General features: G+C 58.7%; 20 protein-coding genes and 1 pseudogene. 10 read left to right on the top strand and 11 right to left on the bottom strand.

The window, feature by feature from the left end:
* Window positions 1–145: 145 nt before the first annotated feature.
* Window positions 146–457: an RNA-binding regulator gene (gene rbp / locus QWI75_RS08780; RefSeq protein ID WP_289268318.1), complete on the top strand. Its 312-nt coding sequence runs from the start codon at window positions 146–148 to the stop codon at window positions 455–457.
* A 350-nt stretch (window positions 458–807) separates the two neighbouring features.
* Here the strand turns inward: rbp and QWI75_RS08775 are convergent, their stop codons facing one another.
* A complete protein-coding gene (locus QWI75_RS08775) occupies window positions 808–1,146 on the bottom strand; it encodes a hypothetical protein (protein ID WP_289268317.1) in 339 nt (112 codons plus the stop codon).
* A gap of 437 nt (window positions 1,147–1,583) precedes the next feature.
* On the opposite strand from QWI75_RS08775, the gene QWI75_RS08770 reads away from it, so the two are divergent.
* A complete protein-coding gene (locus QWI75_RS08770) occupies window positions 1,584–2,204 on the top strand; it encodes an acetate uptake transporter (RefSeq protein WP_289268316.1) in 621 nt (206 codons plus the stop codon).
* Here QWI75_RS08770 and QWI75_RS08765 read toward each other — a convergent pair.
* Window positions 2,119–4,404, bottom strand: a complete 2,286-nt coding sequence (locus QWI75_RS08765; RefSeq protein ID WP_289268315.1) for an amylo-alpha-1,6-glucosidase — start codon at window positions 4,402–4,404, stop codon at window positions 2,119–2,121. The two genes, QWI75_RS08770 and QWI75_RS08765, sit on opposite strands and share 86 nt — an antisense overlap.
* Before the next feature lie 699 nt (window positions 4,405–5,103).
* Here QWI75_RS08765 and QWI75_RS08760 point away from each other — a divergent pair.
* Window positions 5,104–5,649 carry a nucleoside-triphosphatase gene (locus QWI75_RS08760; protein ID WP_289268314.1) on the top strand — a complete coding sequence of 182 codons (546 nt, stop codon included), beginning with the start codon at window positions 5,104–5,106 and terminating at the stop codon, window positions 5,647–5,649.
* Between the two features lie 79 nt (window positions 5,650–5,728).
* On the opposite strand, the gene nth is transcribed toward QWI75_RS08760, so the two are convergent.
* Complete coding sequence (gene nth / locus QWI75_RS08755; protein ID WP_289268313.1) at window positions 5,729–6,430, bottom strand: endonuclease III; 702 nt, start codon at window positions 6,428–6,430, stop codon at window positions 5,729–5,731.
* Window positions 6,431–6,568: 138 nt separating this feature from the next.
* A complete protein-coding gene (rtcA, locus tag QWI75_RS08750; RefSeq protein ID WP_289268312.1) occupies window positions 6,569–7,627 on the bottom strand; it encodes an RNA 3'-terminal phosphate cyclase in 1,059 nt (352 codons plus the stop codon).
* Window positions 7,628–7,945: 318 nt separating this feature from the next.
* Here rtcA and QWI75_RS08745 point away from each other — a divergent pair, with 318 nt between their 5' ends.
* The 3 genes from QWI75_RS08745 (at window position 7,946) to QWI75_RS08740 (ending at window position 9,906) form a co-directional block, all read left to right on the top strand.
* On the top strand, window positions 7,946–8,575 hold the full coding sequence (locus tag QWI75_RS08745; protein ID WP_289268311.1) for a DUF2459 domain-containing protein: 630 nt from the start codon (window positions 7,946–7,948) through the stop codon (window positions 8,573–8,575).
* A gap of 79 nt (window positions 8,576–8,654) precedes the next feature.
* On the top strand, window positions 8,655–8,984 hold the full coding sequence (locus QWI75_RS22770; protein ID WP_370693561.1) for an FAD-dependent oxidoreductase: 330 nt from the start codon (window positions 8,655–8,657) through the stop codon (window positions 8,982–8,984).
* Window positions 8,902–9,906 carry an FAD-dependent oxidoreductase gene (locus QWI75_RS08740; protein ID WP_370693560.1) on the top strand — a complete coding sequence of 335 codons (1,005 nt, stop codon included), beginning with the start codon at window positions 8,902–8,904 and terminating at the stop codon, window positions 9,904–9,906. Before QWI75_RS22770 ends, QWI75_RS08740 begins: the two co-directional genes overlap by 83 nt.
* On the opposite strand, the pseudogene QWI75_RS08735 reads toward QWI75_RS08740, so the two are convergent.
* From QWI75_RS08735 to QWI75_RS08725, 3 genes and pseudogenes are all read right to left on the bottom strand, one after another.
* Window positions 9,870–10,223 (bottom strand): annotated as a pseudogene (locus tag QWI75_RS08735) (PHP domain-containing protein); the annotation flags it as partial. The gene QWI75_RS08740 and the pseudogene QWI75_RS08735 sit on opposite strands and share 37 nt — an antisense overlap.
* Before the next feature lie 18 nt (window positions 10,224–10,241).
* Window positions 10,242–10,526: a hypothetical protein gene (locus tag QWI75_RS08730; RefSeq protein WP_289268309.1), complete on the bottom strand. Its 285-nt coding sequence runs from the start codon at window positions 10,524–10,526 to the stop codon at window positions 10,242–10,244.
* Between the two features lie 41 nt (window positions 10,527–10,567).
* On the bottom strand, window positions 10,568–11,101 hold the full coding sequence (locus QWI75_RS08725) for a DUF1284 domain-containing protein (protein WP_289268308.1): 534 nt from the start codon (window positions 11,099–11,101) through the stop codon (window positions 10,568–10,570).
* 163 nt (window positions 11,102–11,264) lie between these two features.
* Here QWI75_RS08725 and QWI75_RS08720 point away from each other — a divergent pair, with 163 nt between their 5' ends.
* Window positions 11,265–12,917 carry an alpha-glucosidase gene (locus tag QWI75_RS08720; RefSeq protein WP_289268307.1) on the top strand — a complete coding sequence of 551 codons (1,653 nt, stop codon included), beginning with the start codon at window positions 11,265–11,267 and terminating at the stop codon, window positions 12,915–12,917.
* A 302-nt stretch (window positions 12,918–13,219) separates the two neighbouring features.
* Here the strand turns inward: QWI75_RS08720 and QWI75_RS08715 are convergent, their stop codons facing one another.
* On the bottom strand, window positions 13,220–13,720 hold the full coding sequence (locus QWI75_RS08715) for a nuclear transport factor 2 family protein (protein ID WP_289268306.1): 501 nt from the start codon (window positions 13,718–13,720) through the stop codon (window positions 13,220–13,222).
* A gap of 179 nt (window positions 13,721–13,899) precedes the next feature.
* On the opposite strand from QWI75_RS08715, the gene QWI75_RS08710 reads away from it, so the two are divergent.
* From QWI75_RS08710 to QWI75_RS08700, 3 genes are all read left to right on the top strand, one after another.
* The gene (locus QWI75_RS08710; RefSeq protein WP_289268305.1) at window positions 13,900–14,916 is read left to right on the top strand and encodes an isopenicillin N synthase family dioxygenase; all 1,017 of its coding nucleotides are present in this window, start codon (window positions 13,900–13,902) and stop codon (window positions 14,914–14,916) included.
* A 170-nt stretch (window positions 14,917–15,086) separates the two neighbouring features.
* The gene (locus QWI75_RS08705; protein ID WP_502890206.1) at window positions 15,087–15,461 is read left to right on the top strand and encodes an endonuclease/exonuclease/phosphatase family protein; all 375 of its coding nucleotides are present in this window, start codon (window positions 15,087–15,089) and stop codon (window positions 15,459–15,461) included.
* 146 nt (window positions 15,462–15,607) lie between these two features.
* The gene (locus QWI75_RS08700; RefSeq protein ID WP_289268303.1) at window positions 15,608–16,345 is read left to right on the top strand and encodes a helix-turn-helix domain-containing protein; all 738 of its coding nucleotides are present in this window, start codon (window positions 15,608–15,610) and stop codon (window positions 16,343–16,345) included.
* Between the two features lie 171 nt (window positions 16,346–16,516).
* Here QWI75_RS08700 and QWI75_RS08695 read toward each other — a convergent pair whose 3' ends face one another.
* From QWI75_RS08695 to QWI75_RS08685, 3 genes are all read right to left on the bottom strand, one after another.
* Window positions 16,517–18,685 (bottom strand): AAA family ATPase, encoded by a 2,169-nt coding sequence (locus tag QWI75_RS08695; protein ID WP_289268302.1) that lies wholly within the window; start codon window positions 18,683–18,685, stop codon window positions 16,517–16,519.
* Window positions 18,686–19,287: 602 nt separating this feature from the next.
* Window positions 19,288–19,872 (bottom strand): hypothetical protein, encoded by a 585-nt coding sequence (locus QWI75_RS08690; RefSeq protein ID WP_289268301.1) that lies wholly within the window; start codon window positions 19,870–19,872, stop codon window positions 19,288–19,290.
* Between the two features lie 25 nt (window positions 19,873–19,897).
* Window positions 19,898–20,155, bottom strand: coding sequence for a hypothetical protein (locus QWI75_RS08685; protein WP_289268300.1), 258 nt, complete (start codon window positions 20,153–20,155; stop codon window positions 19,898–19,900).
* Window positions 20,156–20,559 lie beyond the last annotated feature (404 nt).

The raw sequence follows: 20,559 nt of genomic DNA, 5'->3' as shown, positions 1-20,559 counted from the left end.
CCGGACGCCGCAAACACGCAGCCTGAACCGCGTCAGGAAGGTCCCTGGGCCGTCGGCATTCCGGATGGAGACTCTGAGAATTTCCCGTCCAACCACACCGCGTCAGCAGTATGAGCTTTCATTTCGCCAACCAGAGAGGAGCATCATGGGAACGAAGATTTATGTCGGCGGGCTACCGTACTCCACGACCGAAGCGCAATTGAACGACCTGTTTGCCGCGCACGGCACGGTCCAATCGGCGCGCATCATCACGGACAAATTTACGGGCCAATCGCGCGGGTTCGGGTTCGTGGAAATGGGCTCCGCGGAAGAAGCCAAGAAGGCCATCACCGCGCTGAACGGCACCCAATTCGAAGGCCGGACCCTGACCGTCAATGAAGCCAAGCCGCAGGAACCTCGATCAGGTGGCGGAGGCGGGCGCGGCGGTGACCGCGGAGGACGCGGCGGGCGCTGGTAACAGATCCCTCACAGGATCCATCGCCGTCACGGCTCCGCCGTTCGACGGACGCAAGGCTCTACAATGAGCCTGAATGTTGACCCCCATCAACCTCGGGACCCGAGAAGGAGGCCATCATCGCACGAGCCGGAAAAACAACCCTCGCGAAGCGCGATCGGGAGAAAGCCAGACAGGTCAAGCAGCGTGAAAAGGAGGCCAAGCGGGCGCAGCGAAAGGCCGAGAAGGCGGCCCGTCCATCGCCCGGGGAGAATGGAGAAGATCCGGATCTGGCCGGCCTGACCTGGGGTCCGCAAGCGCCTCAGTTCTAATTCGAACCGACGCCGAAGATCGCCGGGTCAGACGGCGTCATATCAGGAAGTGGATTTGACAAACCGCTCTGCCGCAAAGGCAGCCCGCAGTTGTGTGCTGATGTACGAGCGGTACGGCACCTTCTCTCGCAGCATCAACACCAATCCATCCTGATCCGTGAGGATGAGGAGGTCGTCGTCAATCGCGAGGAGCCGTTCCCCTTCGCCGGTATTGATGCGATATTGGGTCCGTCCGTCCGGATTCCGGCCGGGCCCGATGCCAAGCTCAGTCAGCCCGTCGATATACCCCTGCGGTCCTCCATCACGGTGTCGCACCATGGTTCCGTTAGGGATCCGTACCCAGGGCTTTTGCGTCGTCGTATCCGTTCGGTTCAGGGCCATGGTGAGGCTCTCTCCTTCTTTCTCCGTCGCGACAACCGTCGCAGGTTCTGGGTGGTCGGGAACGACGACTGAGCATCAATCACGCACGCGGAGCGCGCACGAGGGATTGGGCAGTCAGCGTTGTCCGGCAAGGGCTCTTCTCAACAGCCTATAGTACTCGAACCACGGTCGAAGGTCAAAGCCGAATCCGGATGCGCGGGGAGTTGCCGCCCCAACGGTTTCGCACAAGCTCCACATCCGTTGCATAGGCCTTTTGGTCGTCGCTGTGCACGCGGGCGGGACCAGCCTAGCCTGATCTTTCTCGTCAGACCAACCCGCAGCGCTCGACAATCCTCTCTCCTACATGTTGCTTCGTAGGTTCTATGGCCTGTTGAAAAGGCTGCGCCTCCTCCGGCATCCTTACGCCCCGATCACGCACTATCCACAGGGAGGCGCCCGTGACCAAGAATGAGCAGGCCACTCGACAGATCGACGTCCTGGCTATCGGATTGTTCGGACTCGCCGTCGCCGCGTTGACTCTTGGCGTCGCGCAACTCGGCGGCATTCCGGACCGGGATCAGATCGGCACGCTGGTGATCGCTCTGGCCTTCGGAGGAATCGTTCAGATCCTCGCCGGGATTACCGACATTCGATATCACGAACAGCTCGGCGGCACCGCATTGACCATGTACGGCTTTTTCTGGACGACGATCTGCACGGCCAAATTGGTCGGTGAGAGCACCTCGTTTCATTTCGACCAGGTGTTATATGCGCCGATCAACATGGTCTACGCGGTCTTCTCCGTAGTCATGGTTTATCTCACCGCCTATCGCAATGTCACCTTGAGCCTTCTGCACGCCATCATCGCCGCCACCTTTGTCGTCACCTCGCTGGAACGGCTCGACATGATCAGTGAAACCTTGCCGGGAGTCGGCCACGTCCTGGTCGGATTCCTCGCGTTCTACTATGCCGTCGCCAGCCTCACCCAGGCCTTCACCGGCGAACCCCTCCTCCCGCTCGGACCGCCGCTCCTCTCCAAACCAGTAGACCTCGAGGTGAACCCGGCGAGTGCCGTGTGACCCCCGACGTGCAATCGCATTCGACCTGTTCACGGTGACGGGGGCTCAATGGGAATGTTCCCTCCACGAGGATGTCGAGGTGTCCTTCGACCCTTAAGACGTCCACGTTGATGGCCTGCTCCGGCCCACGCCGAAAACGCAGCTCTACTTCCGCACCGCCAACTTTCAGCTCACGGACTTCAAGCTCATCCAAAAAACCCGGCAAGACAGGCCGCACGATTCGCAGCCGATGATCGAGACCGTCCGGAATGAGGCCGAGCATGATTTCGAACAGGTACGGAATCGCACCGGCGGCCCAGGCTTGAGGCGGATTGGCGGCTGGGTACCACATAGGATCGTGGTGATTCACTCGATCGACGCCGGCAAACAGCTCGGGCAGCCGATAGCCGTTGAAATGTCTCGCCGCATCGAAGAGGCCGGTCATAATATCCAGGCCTGCCTGGTCAAACCCATATCGCCGACAGCCCGCGGCAATCAGCGAATTATCGTGAGGCCACACGGTCCCCACATGATACCCGAGAGGATCGTATGCCCGCTCTCGTTCTGACAGCGTTCGCACGCCCCAGCCGCTGAACATGTCAGGGGCCATGAGCCGGTCAACCGTGCGTCCGGCTTTGTTTCCGCTGACAATCCCGCCCCAGAGCGCTTGACCGGGATTTGAGCTGACGACGGAACAGGGCGTCCCGTCGCCTTGCAACGCCAAGGCATAGATGCCCTTATCCGGAAGCCAGAAATCCCGGTTGAAGCGCGTCCGCAACTCCTCCGCCTCGCGCTTCAATCGACCGGCCCGCATCGTTTCGCCGACGCGCTCATAGAGCCCCGCGATCTGCCGTTTGGCGCGATAGACATAACCCTGTACCTCTGCCAGTGCGATCGGAGGGACGGCCAGGCTTCCATCAGCATGGACAATTGCGTCGCCCGAATCCTTCCATCCCTGGTTCGCGAGTGGAGCCGGAGACCGACTTTGATAGGTCACATAGCCGTGGCCATGTCTTTCTTGATTCGTCTCGATCCACGCGATGGCCCGTTCAACGGATTCACGCAATTCTTCGAACAGATTGAGCGTGCCGGTCCAGGCGGCATGCTGAGCGAGCAGAATCAGGAACAGCGGCGTCGCATCGACTGTGCCGTAGTATGGCGTGTGCGGAACAAGTCCGAGTCGGGCAAGCTCCCCCGTCCTCAACTCGTGCAAGATCTTGCCGGGCTCCTCGTCTCTCCAATCGTCATAGCGCTGCCCTTGATACTTGGCCAGCAACCGAAGGGTTTGTTCGGCCACGCTCGAATCGAACGCGAGAGTCTGCAGGGCTGCGATGACGCTATCGCGCCCAAACAATGTGACGAACCACGGTGCACCTGCCGCATAGAAGGTGAGATCATCGATCTTTGTCTGCAAGAGACGAAGGTCCAGCAAGGCACGCGTGAGCACATGATCCACGACGGCATTGTCGCTGACGATGCGCGTGATGGAGCCCATCCAGGTCTCCGAGGTGTGGGCTAGGTCCGAGGCCACACGGCTGAAATCGACGGGCTCACTGACCGGTTTTCTCGCGTCCGGTCGCTCGGAGGAGAAGGTCACAAACTGCGACAGGCGTAGTTCCTTCGTCTCCTGAGACGCCAGTTTGATATTGAAGGAAGCATTGGTCGTATCGGTCGCATCGGGCATGGGATCGAAATGGATCGCAAGGCCTCTGTAAAGCCGGTCTTTCCCTTCATACACGATGTATAGCGGTCCGCCTTCCCAAACCGGAGCGAACAGGTTCCCCAGATGTTGGGGGAACCCTCTCACGGCCATGATGTCCTCGAAGGAGGGGCGGAAGCTGAGTGAGACGGTAAATTCGGCGTGGTGCCCGGCAAGGTTTTGAAACAACAGCCGCTCGCGGATGGCCGGAGGATTGTCTTGAACAAGCCGATGAGATCGGATCGCTAACACTTGCCTTGGAATGAGACGACCGTCCCGCCCCTGAATTCTCGGGTTCGTGAAGGTCAACTCCGCCATGGTCCCTGTCGGGGCCTTCGACGAAACGATCAGGGGTGGAGAGCCCGAGAGTCGTATTTCGAACCCGTTCAGGACCCGGCAATCCTGATAGTAGAGCCCAAACCCGTGTTTCTCCTTGAGGGGTATGGCGCCATTCGCGTCCGTGACTAAGAAGAGATTGCCATTCTTGAGCACGATCGCATTCTCAAACCTCGCGGCGCTCACGGATCCGGCATCCGGAGACCGGCTGAACACCTGCTGCCTATAGAAGCCGGACGCCCGTGCTTTGGAATTTGACGACGGCAGCCCGTGAGGGACGGACGCGAGAGAAAGGACAAGGGCAAGGCACTGCCTGCGGGACAGGATACATCCTCCCTGCAGCGGTCGAAAGAAGGTCCTACGTCGCCCCTGACTTATACCATCTCGTGTGGCAGAATTTTGATCTGCGAGGCGAGAAAGGACCTGCCCAGGAGAGGGGCCAATGATTCGGAACCAGTCCATACGACGCACGTCCGATCGATCATATCCATCCTATCCTTATTTAAAGGCTAGCAACCTCCGAAAGACCATCAAGCTAGGGATTTCCCCAGCCTTCTTGCTTCCCTTCATCGGTCCCCACAGGGAATCATCTCTGCGAAACCGCCTTGCAGTCATGGACTTCAGAGGTTCATGCACACTCACTGTGAGGCTTCAGGGTAATCCCACGGCTGATCGCCCCCTCTCGGTGTCCGCCGAGGGTAACGACCGGCATGAAGTGATATGGGGCTCAATTGCCCCATTCGTCGGTTTGCAAGGACACCCGCATGGCCGATAGTGGCCTCGAGCTCGTGGGTAGCGAACGACGTGCGCCGGCCAGTTCGGCAGGCCACATAGCGTCTGTTGAGTGATCCGGGGGGAGAGCGGGTTTGCGGGACCAGGAGTACCATGGGCCATATCCTGATCACCGGTCGGCCAGGCGTGGGGAAAACCACCCTGATTCGAACCATCGCACATCAGTTGCAGGACTATCAGCCGGCCGGATTCTACACAGAGGAGATTCGGGTCGGAGGAGTCCGGAAAGGATTCCGTCTTATCGCACTCAATGGCCGGCAACAGGTCCTCTCCCATGTCGAGTTCCAGAGCTCTGATCGAGTGTCACGCTATGGAGTGGATGTCATCGGGTTTGAGCGACTGCTGGAGCAACTTGACCTGCGCCATGTTCCCTCGCCGGTCCTCGTCATTGACGAGATCGGGAAAATGGAATGTTGCTCAACACGCTTCAAGGATGCAGTGACCGCGCTTCTTGACTCGCCAAGGATCGTCATCGCGACCATCGCCCTCAAGGGCGATGGGTTTATCGAGGGGATCAAGCAACGGCATGACTGCCGGCTGGTGACGGTGACCGAGCTGAACAGAAACCAGCTCGCGGGGTCGCTCGCCGCGGAGGTCCTTCATCGGCTGAAGGAGAAGCAGAGAGCTTGCGGGTCATGAGAGGGTCATGCTGCACTGGGTGTATCTGACATTGCGCGTTGCTCGACTGGTTTAATCCGGCTGCCTCGCCGGAAGGCTCCTATTTCCGCTTGGCCGGAGCGGCCTTCGCCGAATGGACCGGAAACGGACAGAGCTGGTTGATGGAACAGGCCGGGCAATCCGGTTTGCGAGCCAGGCAGACAGCCCGACCGTGAGCCTGAAGGAGATGGCAGAACCGAATCTTGAGCGGATCCGGCACGATGGGATTCAGATCGAACTCGATCTTGTCGGGATTGGTCTGTGTGGTCAGCCCGAGCCGTTGCGCCAATCGGCCGACGTGCGTGTCCACCCCGATCGCCGGTTGACCGAACGCGTTGCCCAGCACGATGTTCGCGGTTTTCCTCCCCACCCCCGGCAGGCTCACAAGGTCCTCCAGCCGGTTCGGCACCGAGCCCTGGAATCGCTCAATAAGCGCATCGCAACACTCCTGGATGGCTTTGGCCTTGTTCCGGTAGAAGCCGGTCGTCCGGATCTCCGCCTCGAGCGTCGCACGCGGAATCCTGGCCCAGTCCTCTGCGCGGCGGTACTTCGAAAACAGCGTCGCCGTCACCTGGTTGACCCGTTCATCGGTGCATTGCGCCGCCAGGATCAACGCGATCAACAACTCAAGCGGCGTCGTGAAGTTCAGCGCCAGCTTGCTGTCTGGGTAGGTTCGGTCAAGGATGCGCACGATCTTCTGGACCCGGAGCCTCCGTTCCCTTGGCGTTTCCTTCGCCGCTGTCTTGGGTGTGAGCTGCGTCATGGCTTCACCTCATCCTCTGGATCGCAGGCATCATGCTCTATTCACTCGATGGCCGTTAGATCGTGCACTAGGCTCACTCCGGCGAGAGAGACGCCTCACGCTTCTGCACCTCGCCGAGCCGTGATCCTGCTCACCATCTCAAATGTCCACCCCGGGACTGACAAATCGGCCGATGCCCTTGATCTTCAGAAGACAATTCTCGACCCGCACCTCCGCCCCCAGGAACGTGTTCGCCAGCCAAGCGTTGGTCTGCACATGATCTGTCTCAGCGGGGATGCGAAACCGGCTTTCCCCCTCCGCGAGCGCCGCGAAGGGGATGATCTGGTCGGCTGCGTACCGATCGAGCGTGGCGCCGGTCTTGACATCCTGCAGAAGCTGCCGGGTCACGAATTTGCCGATAGCCTCCGCAGACCGGCGCAACGCGCCGGCCTGGTCCGCGCCGAGACGGACACCCTCGCCGCAATCCGCAAACAGCGCCAACGCGGCGCCTGCCTGAAGTGAACTGGTGTCGCTTCGCTCCTCGATCTCAGGGTGAAACCCGGCTTCGCCAAGCGCCTGCCTGGCGGACTCGGCCATGCGCCGGCTCACGCGCCGCTCGTCCAAGTGCGAGGATAAGGAAATGCCCCAGATGCGCTTCACCGGCCCCGCTTCCTCGAGACTCAGACTGCGCAAGGGGCGGTTGACCAGCTTCACCGTCAAGGAGAGAATCCCGTGACCTGCCGGCACGTAGCCAGGTCGCTCCATGTGGGCTTCGGCCTCCAGCCCCATGCGCTGCAACAACGGCAACATGACATACTGCAGGTGAAACAACGACGGCGCAAAGTCCTGAAATAGACCCCCGATCAGCTCGACCGACGCCTTTGAGCCACCGAACGCCAGCACCGGCAGGACCGCCAGCGCAAGCATGGTCGTCGAGCCCGCTGAGCCGATGTCCCAGACGTAGTGCCGGCTGGTCTGGAGCGGGCCGGGCTCGAAGGTCACGCCCATCGACCCGATCTCGACGCCTTCCATTTTGGCGTTGACCACCTCGCCGATTGCTTTGACAACCTGAACGTGCTGGGCACGAAGACCAGGATTCGGCCGTTTGATGCGTGCGTTAGTGATATGAACGGGCGTCCCTGTCAACGCGGAGAACATCACCGATTGCCGGACGATCGTGCCGGAGCCGGAATATTGGGAGCCGTCGATCTCGATCATGGAAGGGCCGCCGGCGGGTCACCCACGATAGCATAAACTGCCCGCGTGCCATAGCTCGCTTCGGCGGTACGTGAAATGGCTGGCTCATTGCCGATAACACAACATCGGAGTCAATGGCGCACGGCCTATGCGAGAGGCCGGCGAATATCATCAATTTTCATACAATATCCAATACCCTAGTCAGTGAATGTGTATTCACGGCATCATAGGCTGACAGAAGACTTACAAGTGAAGCCTGCCTATCTCACTCGCCACGACCGCCTGTCCTTCTTACCCATATTTGTTGCTGTTTGCCTCGTGTTCGGCTGCGCGAGTCCGGTGGCCGGGCTGTGGCCACCTCAAAACGAAACGCCCGTCCACACGATCACCGTCTCGCTCGATTCCTGGCATGCCATGATCGCGCTTCCACATGAAAATAGGTCTGCGGACTCGGGACTGAGGACTGAGAGGAACCCCTCTGATTCGGAACCTCAGTCCTCAGCACTCGCTCCTCAGCACCTATTTGAGGAGTGGGGTTACGCCGAGCAGGCCTGGTATCTCGAGGGACGGACCGAGGTCACCGGAATCATCCGGGCCCTGTTCTGGCCGACGCCGGGCGTGATCGAAGTCGGCGTCCACGATCGTGTCTGGGCGGACCGCACGCCGCAACCACCGGCCGAACGGTTCTTCTTTCAGGTCAGCGCCGAGGGCTATGCGCGCCTGCTGCATTATCTGCAATCCTCGATCGCAGACTCCAAGCCGGTCCTGACGGCTGGGTCAAGCCGGTTCTACCAGGCGACGAGGTTCTATCATCTGTTTCACCACTGCCACCAGTACGCCGCCCTGGCGCTCCGCGAAGCCGGCCTTCCCCTCTCCCCCTCATGGGCCCTCACCCGCAACCTCTTTGCCATGCAGCTCCGTCGCGCTGAACAGCTCGCCAAGAAAGCCGCGGCCCCGGAGGCGCCGTAATTCGTTGTTTTCCTCAAAGATGAGAACTGCTGTGAGAGAATACAGACACGAGCCATAGGACATTTGCTCCGCTTTCTCCATGGACCTCAACGTCCTCATCGTCGGCGGCGGGATTCACGGCGTGGGGCTCCTTCACGACCTGGCGACCCGCGGGGTCCACGCGGTTCACCTGGTCGAACAATCCAAACTCGCCTCCGGCACGTCCAGTCGAACCACCAAGCTGATTCACGGCGGCTTGCGCTATCTGGAGCATCTCGGACAATGGGGACTCGTCCGCGAGGGCCCTGAGAGAACGCGCATTGCTCCTACGGCTGCTACCGGGCATCGTGCGCCCACTTCCCTTTCTCCTGCCGGTCTTCAAACAAGGCAGGCCGGCTTGGCTCATCCAAGTAGGGCTCACGCTCTATGATCGGTTCGCCGGAAGTGATGGCTTGCCCGGCGTCCGCTGGCTGGACCGGTCCGAAATCGCTCACCACGCGCCGTACATGCGGAGTGAGAGGGTCGAACGGGATTTGCGCGCGGCCTTTCTCTATGCTGATGCGCAGATGCTCGACGACGTGATCGTCCGGGTTGCCGCTCGAGCAGCAACACGCCTGGGGGTCAGCTATGCGGAACAGACAAGGGTGGATGACATCACGCCTCTCGGCGGAGGGTATCGCATCCGCATGACCTCAGCGAACGGCGTGCAAGAGGTCACCAGCCGCCTGGTCGTGAACGCGAACCTACTGCGGTGGAACGTGCTGCCGCGCACGGTCTGCTTGCTCAACGTTGGTACCCACCTCGTCTTTTCGCCCGAGGTCCTGTCCGCCAAACCCAAAGACTGTGCCGCGACCCTCATGCAACACGAGGATGGACGGGTGGTCTTCTTCATCCCGTGGGAGGACAAATGGCTCCTCGGCAGGACCGAGCGCGGGCTCGAAGGGACACCCGACCGCATGGACTGTCCCCCGGCCGACGAGACTTACCCGATGGCGTTCGCAACGCAACATCCCGACCTTCGCGAGCCGGAGCACAATGTCATGGAAGTCTTCTGCGGGGCCAGAACGATTCCACTCCGTCAACGCGCGCCGGATGTCGGCATCGGGCGGGTCCGGAGCGCCTGGATCCAGGTCCCGTTCGACTCGCCCTTCTATCGGCGTACGTTCGACGGCGATGCCTCTGCGCTGTCTCGCGAGGCCGTCACTGAGGAATCTGCGCCCGGATTGTTCACGATCTACGGCGGCAAGTTCACCACCTACCGAGCCCTGAGCGAATGCGTTGGCGACCGGATCGCGCCGCGTCTCGGCTGCGTCACTCCCTGCGGATGCGCCAACATCGTGAAGTGCGGGTGATCCATCGCCATCAAAATCCGTTCGGTCTGTTTTTGCTGCGAGAGCTGGAAATGATCGTGCACTGCGCCGACGACGAGATCGAGCTTGCCGAGCACGTCGTCCGGCATGTCCAGGCTGCCGCCCTCCAGGATATCCACCTCGAGCCCCTTGAGCAACGTGATCCCGTCCGGCTCATCGTTCAGCTTGTCGATCTGCTCCAGATGCGCCAGCAGCCGCGTGACGTCGAGCCCCTTGGCGACGCCGAGATGCTGAGAGTGATCGGTGATCGCGAGGTACTCCACCCCCCGCTTCTTCGCCCCAAGCGCCATCCTTGAGAGTATTGCAGATACATCAGCTCAGTTACCCCCCCTGGGGATTCCCTTCCGGTACTCCTCCAGGATGGCTTCGGACCCATGCTGGACGATCTCCTGGATCTTGCCGGCCAGATCCTTGCCGATACCGGGCAGAGCGGCCAGATTCTCATATGTCTCAACCATGGCGCTCATCTCCCGGCCGAGGTCGCGGAGCGTGCGGGCGGCGTTACGGTAGGCTCGGACGCGAAAGACATTCGCGCCCTGGATCTCCAACAGATCCGCGATCTCATCGAAGACCAAGGCGATGTCCGCGGTATGGATGGGCATGGTCGTGCACGACGGACGAAGCCCGGCACGGTGGGTCAACGTTAACCGAAATCCTTGGTCTGGCTGGAAACGCCTTCAACCGCCCCTGCACACCCCAGCCGAGAAGCATCAGTACGAGCTTCGGGCGAGAGAGAGGCCTCGAAGGGATGTCGAAGTTGGTTGATACCCTCCCGGCAATAACCCAACGGCAACCACCGGCAAGCGCCGCAGATGGCAGGCAGGTCGTCGCCGCTGATCGAATTCCGAATCCGCTCGAGCAGGTCCACCCAGCGCAATCGGTCCCCCACCTTCAACCCGAGCCTTTGAATGACCACCAGATCCTGCTCGACCATTTCCGCTTCCGATCGTTCGCCATTGAGCCTGCACCCTGAAGATTGTAGGTGGGGACAGGCCGCGCAGATCTCATCCGGAGAGGCGATCACCTCGATCTGACGGTCGGGAGCCTGGGTCAGGGCCTGGTGGATGGCCGCCATATTGGAAATGAATTCGGGACTGTAGCCTTCCCCGCGAAACCCTTGCAGGCACAAGAGCGTATGCCCTCGGAGCCGGATCGGAGGGACCGGATCGTGAGACATGTGAAGATCGGCCATGGCGAGACCAGAAGGTTGAACTCTGTCACTGCGCGCCGGGCAAGTCAACCGCCCCGACCGCCGTCTCTACGGAGCCTCACCCGGTTGCACGGATTTCCGCCGGCGCTTGTTGGAACGGGTGGACTTAGGGTAGGGTCGGAGCTGCGCCATGCCCGCGATTCATCCAGACTTCCCTTGGTGGCAGCGAGCCGTCGTGTACCAGATCTATCCCTGGTCGTTCCAGGATTCCAACGGGGACGGGGTCGGCGACCTGCCGGGCATCATCAGCCGGCTCGATTATCTCAAAGGAACGCCCGACTCACTCGATGTGGATGCTATCTGGCTGTCACCGCTCTATCCCTCCCCCATGCACGACTTCGGCTACGATGTCATGGACTACCGCAACATCGATCCGCGGTTCGGGACCCTGGCGGACTTCGACCGTCTCGTGACGGAAGCCCATCGCCGCGGCATTCGCGTCGTCATGGACCTGGTGCTCAACCACACGTCCGAGCAACATCCGTGGTTCATCGAATCCCGGTCGTCCCGCGCGTCTTCGAAGCGCAACTGGTATTACTGGGCTGACGGCAAGGCAGGGGGTCGCCCACCCAACAACTGGGCCGCGCGCTTCGGAGGATCGGCCTGGACCAGGGACCCGCACACAGGCCAGTGCTATCTGCATTCGTTTCTGCCGGAGCAGCCGGACCTGAACTGGACTAATCCGGCCGTGCGCGACGTGCTCTTCGACGTCGTCCGTTTCTGGCTGGACCGCGGCGTGGACGGGTTCCGGCTCGACGCCATCAACTGGCTCGGGAAAGACACCCGCTGGCCGGACAATCCTCGCCGGCTGGCCTGGCGGAGCTACTATCGCCAGGTGCACCGCTACGACCGCGACCAGCCTCAAGCTCACGAGGTTCTACGGGCCCTCCGCGCGGCGGTCAAAGATCGACCCGAAACGGTGCTCGTCGGCGAGGCGTCATCTGACACCCCCGGCGGGCCCGCGGCATTCTATGGAACCGGCACGGACGAGTTGCATGAGGTATTCGACTTCCGCCTGCTCCGGTCGCCGTGGCAAGCGGACATGTTTCGACGGCTGATTCCGGAGAGCGACCGGGCCGTGCCTCGTGGCGGCTGGCCTACGGTCGTCTTCAGCAACCACGACCAGTCCCGGCACATCGACCGCTACGGCAAGGGGGGAGACCCTGGCCGGCGCGGGAGAGCTGCCGCCTTGCTGCTCTTCACGCTTCGCGGTACGCCGTTTCTCTATTATGGAGAGGAATTGGGGTTGCGCGATGGGAGGCTCCACCGGTCGGAGCTACGCGATCCTTATACGATCCGCTACTGGCCTTGGAAGAAAGGACGAGACCCGGCCAGGACGCCGATGCCCTGGGACGATTCCCCACAGGGCGGCTTCACGACCGGCAGGCCCTGGCTCCCTCTGTCACCAGGGTGGCGGCAGACCAACGTCGCCTGTGAACAGCAGGACGCCGGCTCGATGCTGTCGCTGTACAAGCGGCTCATCAGTTTGAAGAAGAGCTCGCGGGCACTCACCGCCGGGACGTACGAACCGGTCGACGCTGGGCCAAACGAGTGTTTGCTGTACCAGCGGGTGTTCCAGGCAGAAGCTCACGCCGAAGCCATGCTGATCGCCGTCAACTTCAGCGCGCGAGCGCTGACCGTGACGCTCCCGCCGACGATTCCGATGTTTGCGCGCACCGGAACCTTGATCCTCTCCACCGATCCGCAACGGGGTGAGGAACGGTGGACTGCCGACCGATTCCAGCTCGGCCCGGACGAAGGCATCGTGGTTCGGATGGATTAGCCAGCCTTTGAGAAACGACTCCCCACCTGTTTCTGTTTCCCCGACTTGGGCACCCATTGCTGTTGAGCTGCAACGGGTGTGAACGGCGAGGGGATGGGCTGGTACAACTTGATGTGATGGCTTATGCTGAATGTATGGGCAACAAGGTATACCAGACCGTGGCCGAGGCGGTCCGTGCTCTGGAGGAGCGGGGATTCACCGCCAACTTTGAGCTGATCGGCAAGACGTTTCGGGCGATGGAAAGCGGGAAGACTTTCAATCCAGACGACCTGACCATCGTGGAGCACCACCGGTTTGAAGGATCAAGCGATCCCGAGGAGATGGCGGTGGTGTACGCCATTGAGGCCGATGACGGAACGCGCGGGGTCTTGGTTGATGCTTATGGAGCCTATGCCAATCCTGATCTTTCCGCTTTCCTGAAGGATGTACGAATAGACGAAACGTAACTGAGGGGCCACAAAAGGATTCGGCCACTTCTTTGCGCTGCATGCTGACGGCTTGGCGATGCGTGTGACCTGGCCGGCGATCGCCTGCCAGCGATCACCCCGTTTCACCAATACATCCGCAAAGCGGTACTCGCCGCTTACGTCCTGGTCTTTCACTTTCCCCTTGAAGATGCTCTTCCCGGTGATCACCGCGGCGTCGCGCTTGACGTACGCGTCCACCCACTCCTGCTCTAACTTCTTGACCACCTCCGCAGCCTTGGCGTCCTGAACCGCCCCCTTACCTGCTTCTTGGGCCGAAGCTACTGCCCCGGCGGCGAGAGCCAGAACGGTGATGGCGCTCATGTGCATACGCTTCATGATTCGGCCTCCTGGGCCTGAAAAAGACTCCCCCTATTGTTCACGCTCACCAGAACCGTCGGAACTCTGCAGGGCCAAGAGTGCCTCCGCAAGCTCTCGCCGACGAGAGCGGCTGTCCAGACCTTGCGTATGTGTGGCTGGATTGACGACAATTGATGCTCTTGTTGTGAGAAGTCGCCATGCCTGCCAAGCGAATTCCAGTGATCGACATACAGCCGCTCGGCGGCCGGACCCGCCCGCACGACGAGACGATCACGGCGATCGGCGCAGCCTGTCGCGAGTACGGCTTTTTCCACATCATCGGACACCGAATTCCGGCGGACCTGATCGAGCGCGTCTGGCGTGAGACCAAGCGGTTTTTTGCACTCCCGTTGGACGCGAAGCGAGTCGTGTCTCGGTCGAAGGAGAACGCCCGAGGATGGTACAACCGCGAACTGACCAAGAACGCCCGAGACATGAAAGAGGTGTTCGACTTCGGGCATACCCCTCGCCCGGAACTCCTCGACGAGGATCCGGCCAACTGGACACAGGATGGTTTCAACCGTTGGCCCGACGCCCGTCTGTGCCCCGATTTCAGACCCACCATGCAGGAGTACTTCCGCGCGTGCGAGCGGGTCGCGTTCACGCTGCTCGAGGCGATCGCAGAGAGTCTCGGCGTCCCACCCGACACGCTCACCCACGATTTCGTTGGTCGGCACACAAGCTTCGTCAGGCTGAACTATTATCCCTGCCACGATCCGTTGTGCCTGGAGCGGCCTGCCTCCGCAACGGGTCATCTGGGCATCCATCCTCACACCGATGCCGGGGCACTCACCGTGCTTCTCCATGACGACGTGAGCGCCCTCGAGATCAACCTAGACGGCCAATGGATTCTGGTGGAGCCGGTGACGGGCGCCTTGGTGGTCAATATCGGCGACATCGTTCAGGTCTGGAGCAACGATCGTTATCCGGCGCCGGTCCATCGTGTTCGCGCGAGCACGAATCGCGAGCGCTACAGCCTGCCTTTCTTCTTTAACCCGGTCTACGAGGCCATCTATGCGCCGCTTGCGGCCGTCACGAACGAGCAGTCATTGCCCAGATATCGGCCCATCACCTGGGGGGACTTCCGGTGGAAGAGACAGCAAGGCGATTACGCTGACTACGGTCCGGAAAATCAGATCTCAGATTACCGCATTCCCGGTGTCGACGGCGCCTGAGCGAGGAATCTTGTCTTGCCCTTACCCGGAACGGAGCATTCTGCGCCACTTATCCAAAGAAGTATTCTCAAGCCGTCAATCATCACGCGCGAACGGCGGACTTTCGTCTGCCGCAGCCAGACTCATTGGGACCTCTGATCGGCCTGCGGAGTCGCTCAGACGTAGACCGTGTGGAGCTCTCGAAACCGGCCACTAAGTCGCCTGAGGCGACCCTCTCGTATGCCATGAAGACTCCTTCTAGCGCGGGATTCGTCGATGCGTACCGATTGCATCACCCGGAACCCGGGCGGTACACACGGTGGGACTACCGCGCCGGCAATTTTCATAAAAACTTCGGCATGCCCATCGATCACCTGCTCATGACGGCGCCATTAAGACACCGCGTTGTCTGGGCGGAGATCGATCGCGAGGCGCGGAAAGGCAAGCCCGTACCCTCGGATCACGCCCCGGTCGTCATCGACCTCGACCGCCCCGGCTATCCCTTTGACGCCGGCTGGTCTTCGGCCGCTCCGCGAATCGCGGCACGCCTGAAGAAGCAGCGCTGAGCCACAGCTCGGGCTGGACCCTACGGGCGTGACCCTATATGGTTCCTGACACTGTCCCCGATGCTTTTTGTTCTCTCCTGTCGTATTTCTGTCGTGGAAGAAAGACGTGCTATAGCGTAGGATGTCGATAAAAAGGAGGGCGGCCCATGCACCCTAAAGTGATCGGAGAGAACGTCCGTCGGCACAGAGACAAATGCCACTGGACTCAGGAAGAGTTGGCTATCGCAGCGGATATTGATGCACGGACTGTACAGAGGGCCGAGAGCGGACAGATGGTCGCTTTTGATACGCTCAAAGCCTTCGCCAGCGCATTCGACACCACCGTTGACGAGCTAGCCAAAGATCACAAACACCCTGATCCAATTACCATTACATGGCGTTGTCCAGAGTTGGGCGCTATCTGGAGCAAACATATGTCAGACGTGCGCTTGTTAGAGAACGCGCATCTGCCGTGGTACCCCGACCACTGTCGTGAGCACTCAAAATTACATTCGGACTGGCTCTCATCTCATAACACGCATGTCCGGACCTGTCCTACCTGCAGGGACAACAAGGAAAGCCTGCACATTGAGTGGCGTGGCTTCGATGACTGCAAAGAAACAATCGAGGAGTGGGTAGTTGACTCCCGTGTGATCAGTCTAAAAGACGCGTTACACAATGAGGAGACGATCTCACTGGAAGGCGTCCTGACAGAACAACAAATTCTAGCCATCAACGCCCGTTTCCTAGAGGCGGAACACCAATGGGCTTCCGCAGATCTTGAAGCCATAGCGGGGCTTTGGGAGGTTTTGGATCGTGATCTCATAAATATTCTCGAACGAAATTCTCAGACGCACGGAGCATCAAAGCCAGCAGCCCCATACCAAGAGGCGGGGCCTTGTTAGAACCAGAAATTCGGTAACAAGGGGATAGAATTTCGCGTGCGGGGCTGGATGGCTCTAAGAGATTAGCCTGTCCTCTTTTTCTCTTCCCGTGCTGTCCGAGAGAGAACAAAATGGATTTCTGACACTTTCTCCGGCGGTGGGAGTGGCGGCGGCGGCGGCTCTACTGGGCCATCACGCTAACTTCGCGGCTTCCTGATACAGCCTCTTAAGATGATCGTCAGACATATCAACGATCGGCTCATACATAAACGCGTTGACGTGGATGTTTTCCGGGGTCATCAGCGCAACCTGATCCAGCACACGGATGGAGGCCGCGTCGTTTGAAAACTGCGTCTTGAACCTGTCGATTAATACTTGCGTTTGGTTAGCAGTAATTCCCGCAACAAATTTGGCGTCAGCGATCTTCGTCACCATGAACTTTTCCGCGATCATGCGAATGGCAATCGCCAACACGATTTTGTTCTCAAGATTAAGACCGGCCGCAATGCCGAGACACGCGTTGGCCTGCTCGACAATAAGGTCGTAAATCACTTTCGCCGGATCAGCTGAGGTTCCAGAAGTGCCGCATATAGTATTGTAGACTTCGTCAAGCTTCGCGATGTTCATCGTGGGCGTGTCGGACTTCCAATGGAGCATAGAGGTAAGCTGGCAATAACGCGGATCACTTTCGCCGGTTGTCATTTCAATAAGATTCCGAAGGAATGGAATCGACGCGATCTTTTTCTTGGGATCGTCAAAGAAATGAGTTTTCCAGTCATTCGCGAAAATGTTTCGGATGCCAGTAGCCTTCGCCAGCGTTATGCCGTTCGGATTCTTTGAGGCCATAAGGCAGTACGGATAGCGGACGAACCGCCCTTCCAACGTGCGGAAGAAATCGAAGTTGTGCGTCATGATTATGAGTTTGAACAGACCGTTCTCGCTAATCTCCTTGAGGTAGTGGATGATCGCGTACTTATTCTGGTAATCAAAGGAATCGGCAATGTCGTCCACGAGAAGGAGGGTTTCGAGACCGTCCTTCCGCCTGCGTTCGACCTCAAAAATCACGTTCAGGATATAGAGCGCCTTGCGCTCGCCGGTGCTCAGAACCTGAAGCAGTTTCGGCTTTTCGACTGGCGCATTGTCTTTGCCATCCCAATAGGTGAAGCCAAGGTCCACAATCGGCTCGTAGCCGAGCATCACCGCAGTTCGGTTCCGCGCTTCCAACTTGAACGGAACGACAAACCTGTCGTTAAAGATCGCGATTACATGTTCCCATTGTGTTCGCTGCTTCTGCGCTTCGGCTTCGATCTCCTTTATGCGTTTTTCCGCAGACTCGTACGTCTTCATCATTTCCAGATATAGCGGCTCGTTGGCCTTGATGTAGGATTTGAGAACGTCTTCCTTGAACTGGTCCAGGTTGTTCATCCGGGATAGCAGAGGCTCGTTGAATTGCAGGTAGCGGCAAAAATCCCTGACGGCGGCGTTCTTCTCAAGCTGCTTGGCCACGGCGTCGAACTTCTTGCGCAAGTCTTTGTCGGCCATCATTGCCGCCTTTTCCTGCGCGATAATGTCTTCAAGTTCCTTCTGGGTATTAATCTCCTGTGACTTGCCAGTTGCCTTCAGGGTGACAGTGTGCTTCGCCTCAAAGAAGCCGTTATCGGCAAGGTGTTTCGCGATCTGAGCCGCATTGTAGTAGTCGAACGTTCCCTTCTTGAAGAACGTGGACGCATCAAGTAGTTCGTTGTAACGCCGTACATAATCTTCGACAGCACCCTTTATATCCTTGTTACCCAGCGCGGTCATGACCTGGTCATTGAAAATCACGTCGTATTCCACATTCGCAAAAGGTGTTTCCTTCTGGTTCTGGACCTCCTTCTTGATGCGCGCGACGGCATCGTCAAATTTGTTGGCGCTCGCGGTGAATGCGGACGAAATTTTCTCCTCGAAATTTAACCGGGAATTAGCCTGCTTCCGGATGGCCTTAAGGAACGCTTCCTTGGTTTCGTCGATTGCGACGTGAAGCGCGTCGTATTCTTTCTTGAGTTTTGCATCCACCAAGAGCGTGGCGGTCTTCTCAGTTGGACCGAATTGCTCATCGTATGGCCCGACAACGAGAACGCGCTCCCCATCGATCTCCTTGTCAGCCTCGTCGGCAATTTTCCGGTACGTCTTCCGCGTTGGGAAAATACGATCCTCGGAACTCTTACCATTGGCAGCGTCTTTGAAGGTCTGAGCCAACGAAGATTTCATGACCCCGTTGGGGGCATAAATTGCATAGACAGGGGTGTTCCGGAAGTCCAAGGTGATGCGTAATGCTTTGATTCCGTAACAGTTTTGAAGGTCTATGGTGACTTGATCCATGAGATGCCTCTGCTGTAGAACGCCTAGAATTATGGCACCCTACTCCTTGCGGTAGGCGTATTCAAGGGTGACGTTCCCTTCTCCAGGTGGTGGCCCAGAACAGCACCGCCCAGGCGAGAACGCCGACGGACTGCCACGATCTACTCCCTAACGCGCTCCTCTACGCGCGAATGCCGCCGCCTCCAACCACTCTAAGGACGGTATGCATAGAGAATTAGCGGCTGTTGGAGCAGTTGTGTGCGCCGAAAGGGTGCGGCCTGCACCCCAGATGCCGAGAACTGTCTGAGCCGTATCTGAGCGAAATGCGATTAATGATGCGAAACCACCATCAGGGCGCTGCGATCCACAAGCGATTGCAGCGCTCCACTTCGTCTCGTTTAGCTGAAGGGTGCTGTCGAGCGGGATGGTGGACCTCGCGTCGCGAATTGCGGAGGTTCGGGCACCCGTGCTTGCGGAACAGGTGCGGTCCGCGCCAGCAGGCGCCGAAGACTATCGGAACAGAAACCGGTTCCTGATACCGTTTCTGCTTCCCCACTTTTCGGCCGGCCCACCGAAAAATGTTCTCCCGGAACCCAGAATCCTGAATAGATCCGGCGTCGGCATCACGCTGGCGCCTTGATGGGAACGTCCTTGATCCGTCGTGCCAGTTGCCTGGTACGGGTGAGGTCACTTCCGCTGAAACCCTGGGGCATAGCTAGCAACTGCTCTTTTATCTCATGCTTCTTTTGGTTTCCCGGACCAGTAGAGACCGGGTAACGACCCGCCCATTTAACTGCAGCCTCCAGTGTCTTTAAGAGTTCTTTTTCACCATTATCGACAGCCAGCCCTACACCCCTTGTGACCAAGTCCTCTAAGTCGTGGGTATTCAATCTATTGGGAAGCCTTCCACTTTTGAGACGCAATCGGTCATCCTTGCTCAGCTTGGTCACGACATGGGCCTTGCAGAGATTTTCAATGGCAAAGCCATAGAGCATCATGAAGATGTTCTGGTATTGGCTTCCAACCAAGTCTGACAAAGAAAAAGTAGCCTCTTCGTCCAACTCATCCAGTTTTTTCCAGAACTGCTCGATGTCTGGCGCAAGGCGCTCCGCTGCCGACATGAGATGATTGGCTGTCGCAATCCAACGATTTGGATCAAGAACATGTTGAGCGAAATAAGTGCTCAGATCATCCTGCAGCCTGGCCATGGGCACCCCCCCCAAAACTCCCGACTCAGCCCTTTAATTTCCAGGTGAGTTTTGACCCATCACTCGAACCCGAAAAAGTAGCAAGAGTATGACCACACTGACACTCAACCTCCCCATTTACCGAATCCTGCAATGGACCAGTTGAGGACAATCGAACTTTCAAGCTTCCTGTATGACAAGGGCTGATGTCCGGGTCATCTTCGATGTCCTTACGAATTGCTGATTTTAGACCGTCAAGAAACTCTGCAGACATCGGAGTACACCATCCATATTCAATTTCCATAGGTGCTGCCCTCCATAAAAGGAGAAAATGGAGCGGGGGTCATTCCTTTAACACCGTTGGAGGCTACAGCTGTTCATGCAGCACCTTCTTAATACAACAGTTAGGGCCCTGATTAAGTGAGCCACGCTTTCCACCGCGTGTTTCCGTCCTTACAAGCAGAACGAATCTAGATTGGCTTGTCTCCAGATTTCATCTACGAAATCACCGATCTTGATGGCTTGAGTACCGAATGTCATAAATCCTGCATCTTCCGAAAATGCCACTGGTCTAAACAATTGAATGACGCGACGATTCGACACCCGATCATTGGATGCAGTTTCTGAATCTTGTATTGTCCCACTATCAGGTAAGGGCTCTTTAATATATCGCGGCTGTCGCATTTCCGGAGGAGCACCTCCTCGATA

This window comes from Nitrospira tepida, from assembly GCF_947241125.1.
GTDB lineage: Bacteria > Nitrospirota > Nitrospiria > Nitrospirales > Nitrospiraceae > Nitrospira_G > Nitrospira_G tepida.
Note: the sequence above shows the minus strand (reverse complement) of the source record. Positions and strands in the feature narration are given on the sequence as shown.

Bases quoted from the DNA above. Each gene is read 5' to 3' on its own strand.
- QWI75_RS22770 (WP_370693561.1), top strand. From the start codon at position 8,655: ATGGACCTCAACGTCCTCATCGTCGGCGGCGGGATTCACGGCGTGGGG.
- QWI75_RS08715 (WP_289268306.1), bottom strand. From the start codon at position 13,720: ATGAAGCGTATGCACATGAGCGCCATCACCGTTCTGGCTCTCGCCGCC.
- rbp (WP_289268318.1), top strand. From the start codon at position 146: ATGGGAACGAAGATTTATGTCGGCGGGCTACCGTACTCCACGACCGAA.
- QWI75_RS08695 (WP_289268302.1), bottom strand. From the start codon at position 18,685: ATGGATCAAGTCACCATAGACCTTCAAAACTGTTACGGAATCAAAGCA.
- QWI75_RS08710 (WP_289268305.1), top strand. From the start codon at position 13,900: ATGCCTGCCAAGCGAATTCCAGTGATCGACATACAGCCGCTCGGCGGC.
- QWI75_RS08725 (WP_289268308.1), bottom strand. From the start codon at position 11,101: ATGTCTCACGATCCGGTCCCTCCGATCCGGCTCCGAGGGCATACGCTC.
- QWI75_RS08685 (WP_289268300.1), bottom strand. From the start codon at position 20,155: ATGGAAATTGAATATGGATGGTGTACTCCGATGTCTGCAGAGTTTCTT.
- QWI75_RS08760 (WP_289268314.1), top strand. From the start codon at position 5,104: ATGGGCCATATCCTGATCACCGGTCGGCCAGGCGTGGGGAAAACCACC.
- QWI75_RS08775 (WP_289268317.1), bottom strand. From the start codon at position 1,146: ATGGCCCTGAACCGAACGGATACGACGACGCAAAAGCCCTGGGTACGG.
- QWI75_RS08700 (WP_289268303.1), top strand. From the start codon at position 15,608: ATGCACCCTAAAGTGATCGGAGAGAACGTCCGTCGGCACAGAGACAAA.
- nth (WP_289268313.1), bottom strand. From the start codon at position 6,430: ATGACGCAGCTCACACCCAAGACAGCGGCGAAGGAAACGCCAAGGGAA.
- QWI75_RS08720 (WP_289268307.1), top strand. From the start codon at position 11,265: ATGCCCGCGATTCATCCAGACTTCCCTTGGTGGCAGCGAGCCGTCGTG.
- QWI75_RS08730 (WP_289268309.1), bottom strand. From the start codon at position 10,526: ATGCCCATCCATACCGCGGACATCGCCTTGGTCTTCGATGAGATCGCG.
- rtcA (WP_289268312.1), bottom strand. From the start codon at position 7,627: ATGATCGAGATCGACGGCTCCCAATATTCCGGCTCCGGCACGATCGTC.
- QWI75_RS08690 (WP_289268301.1), bottom strand. From the start codon at position 19,872: ATGGCCAGGCTGCAGGATGATCTGAGCACTTATTTCGCTCAACATGTT.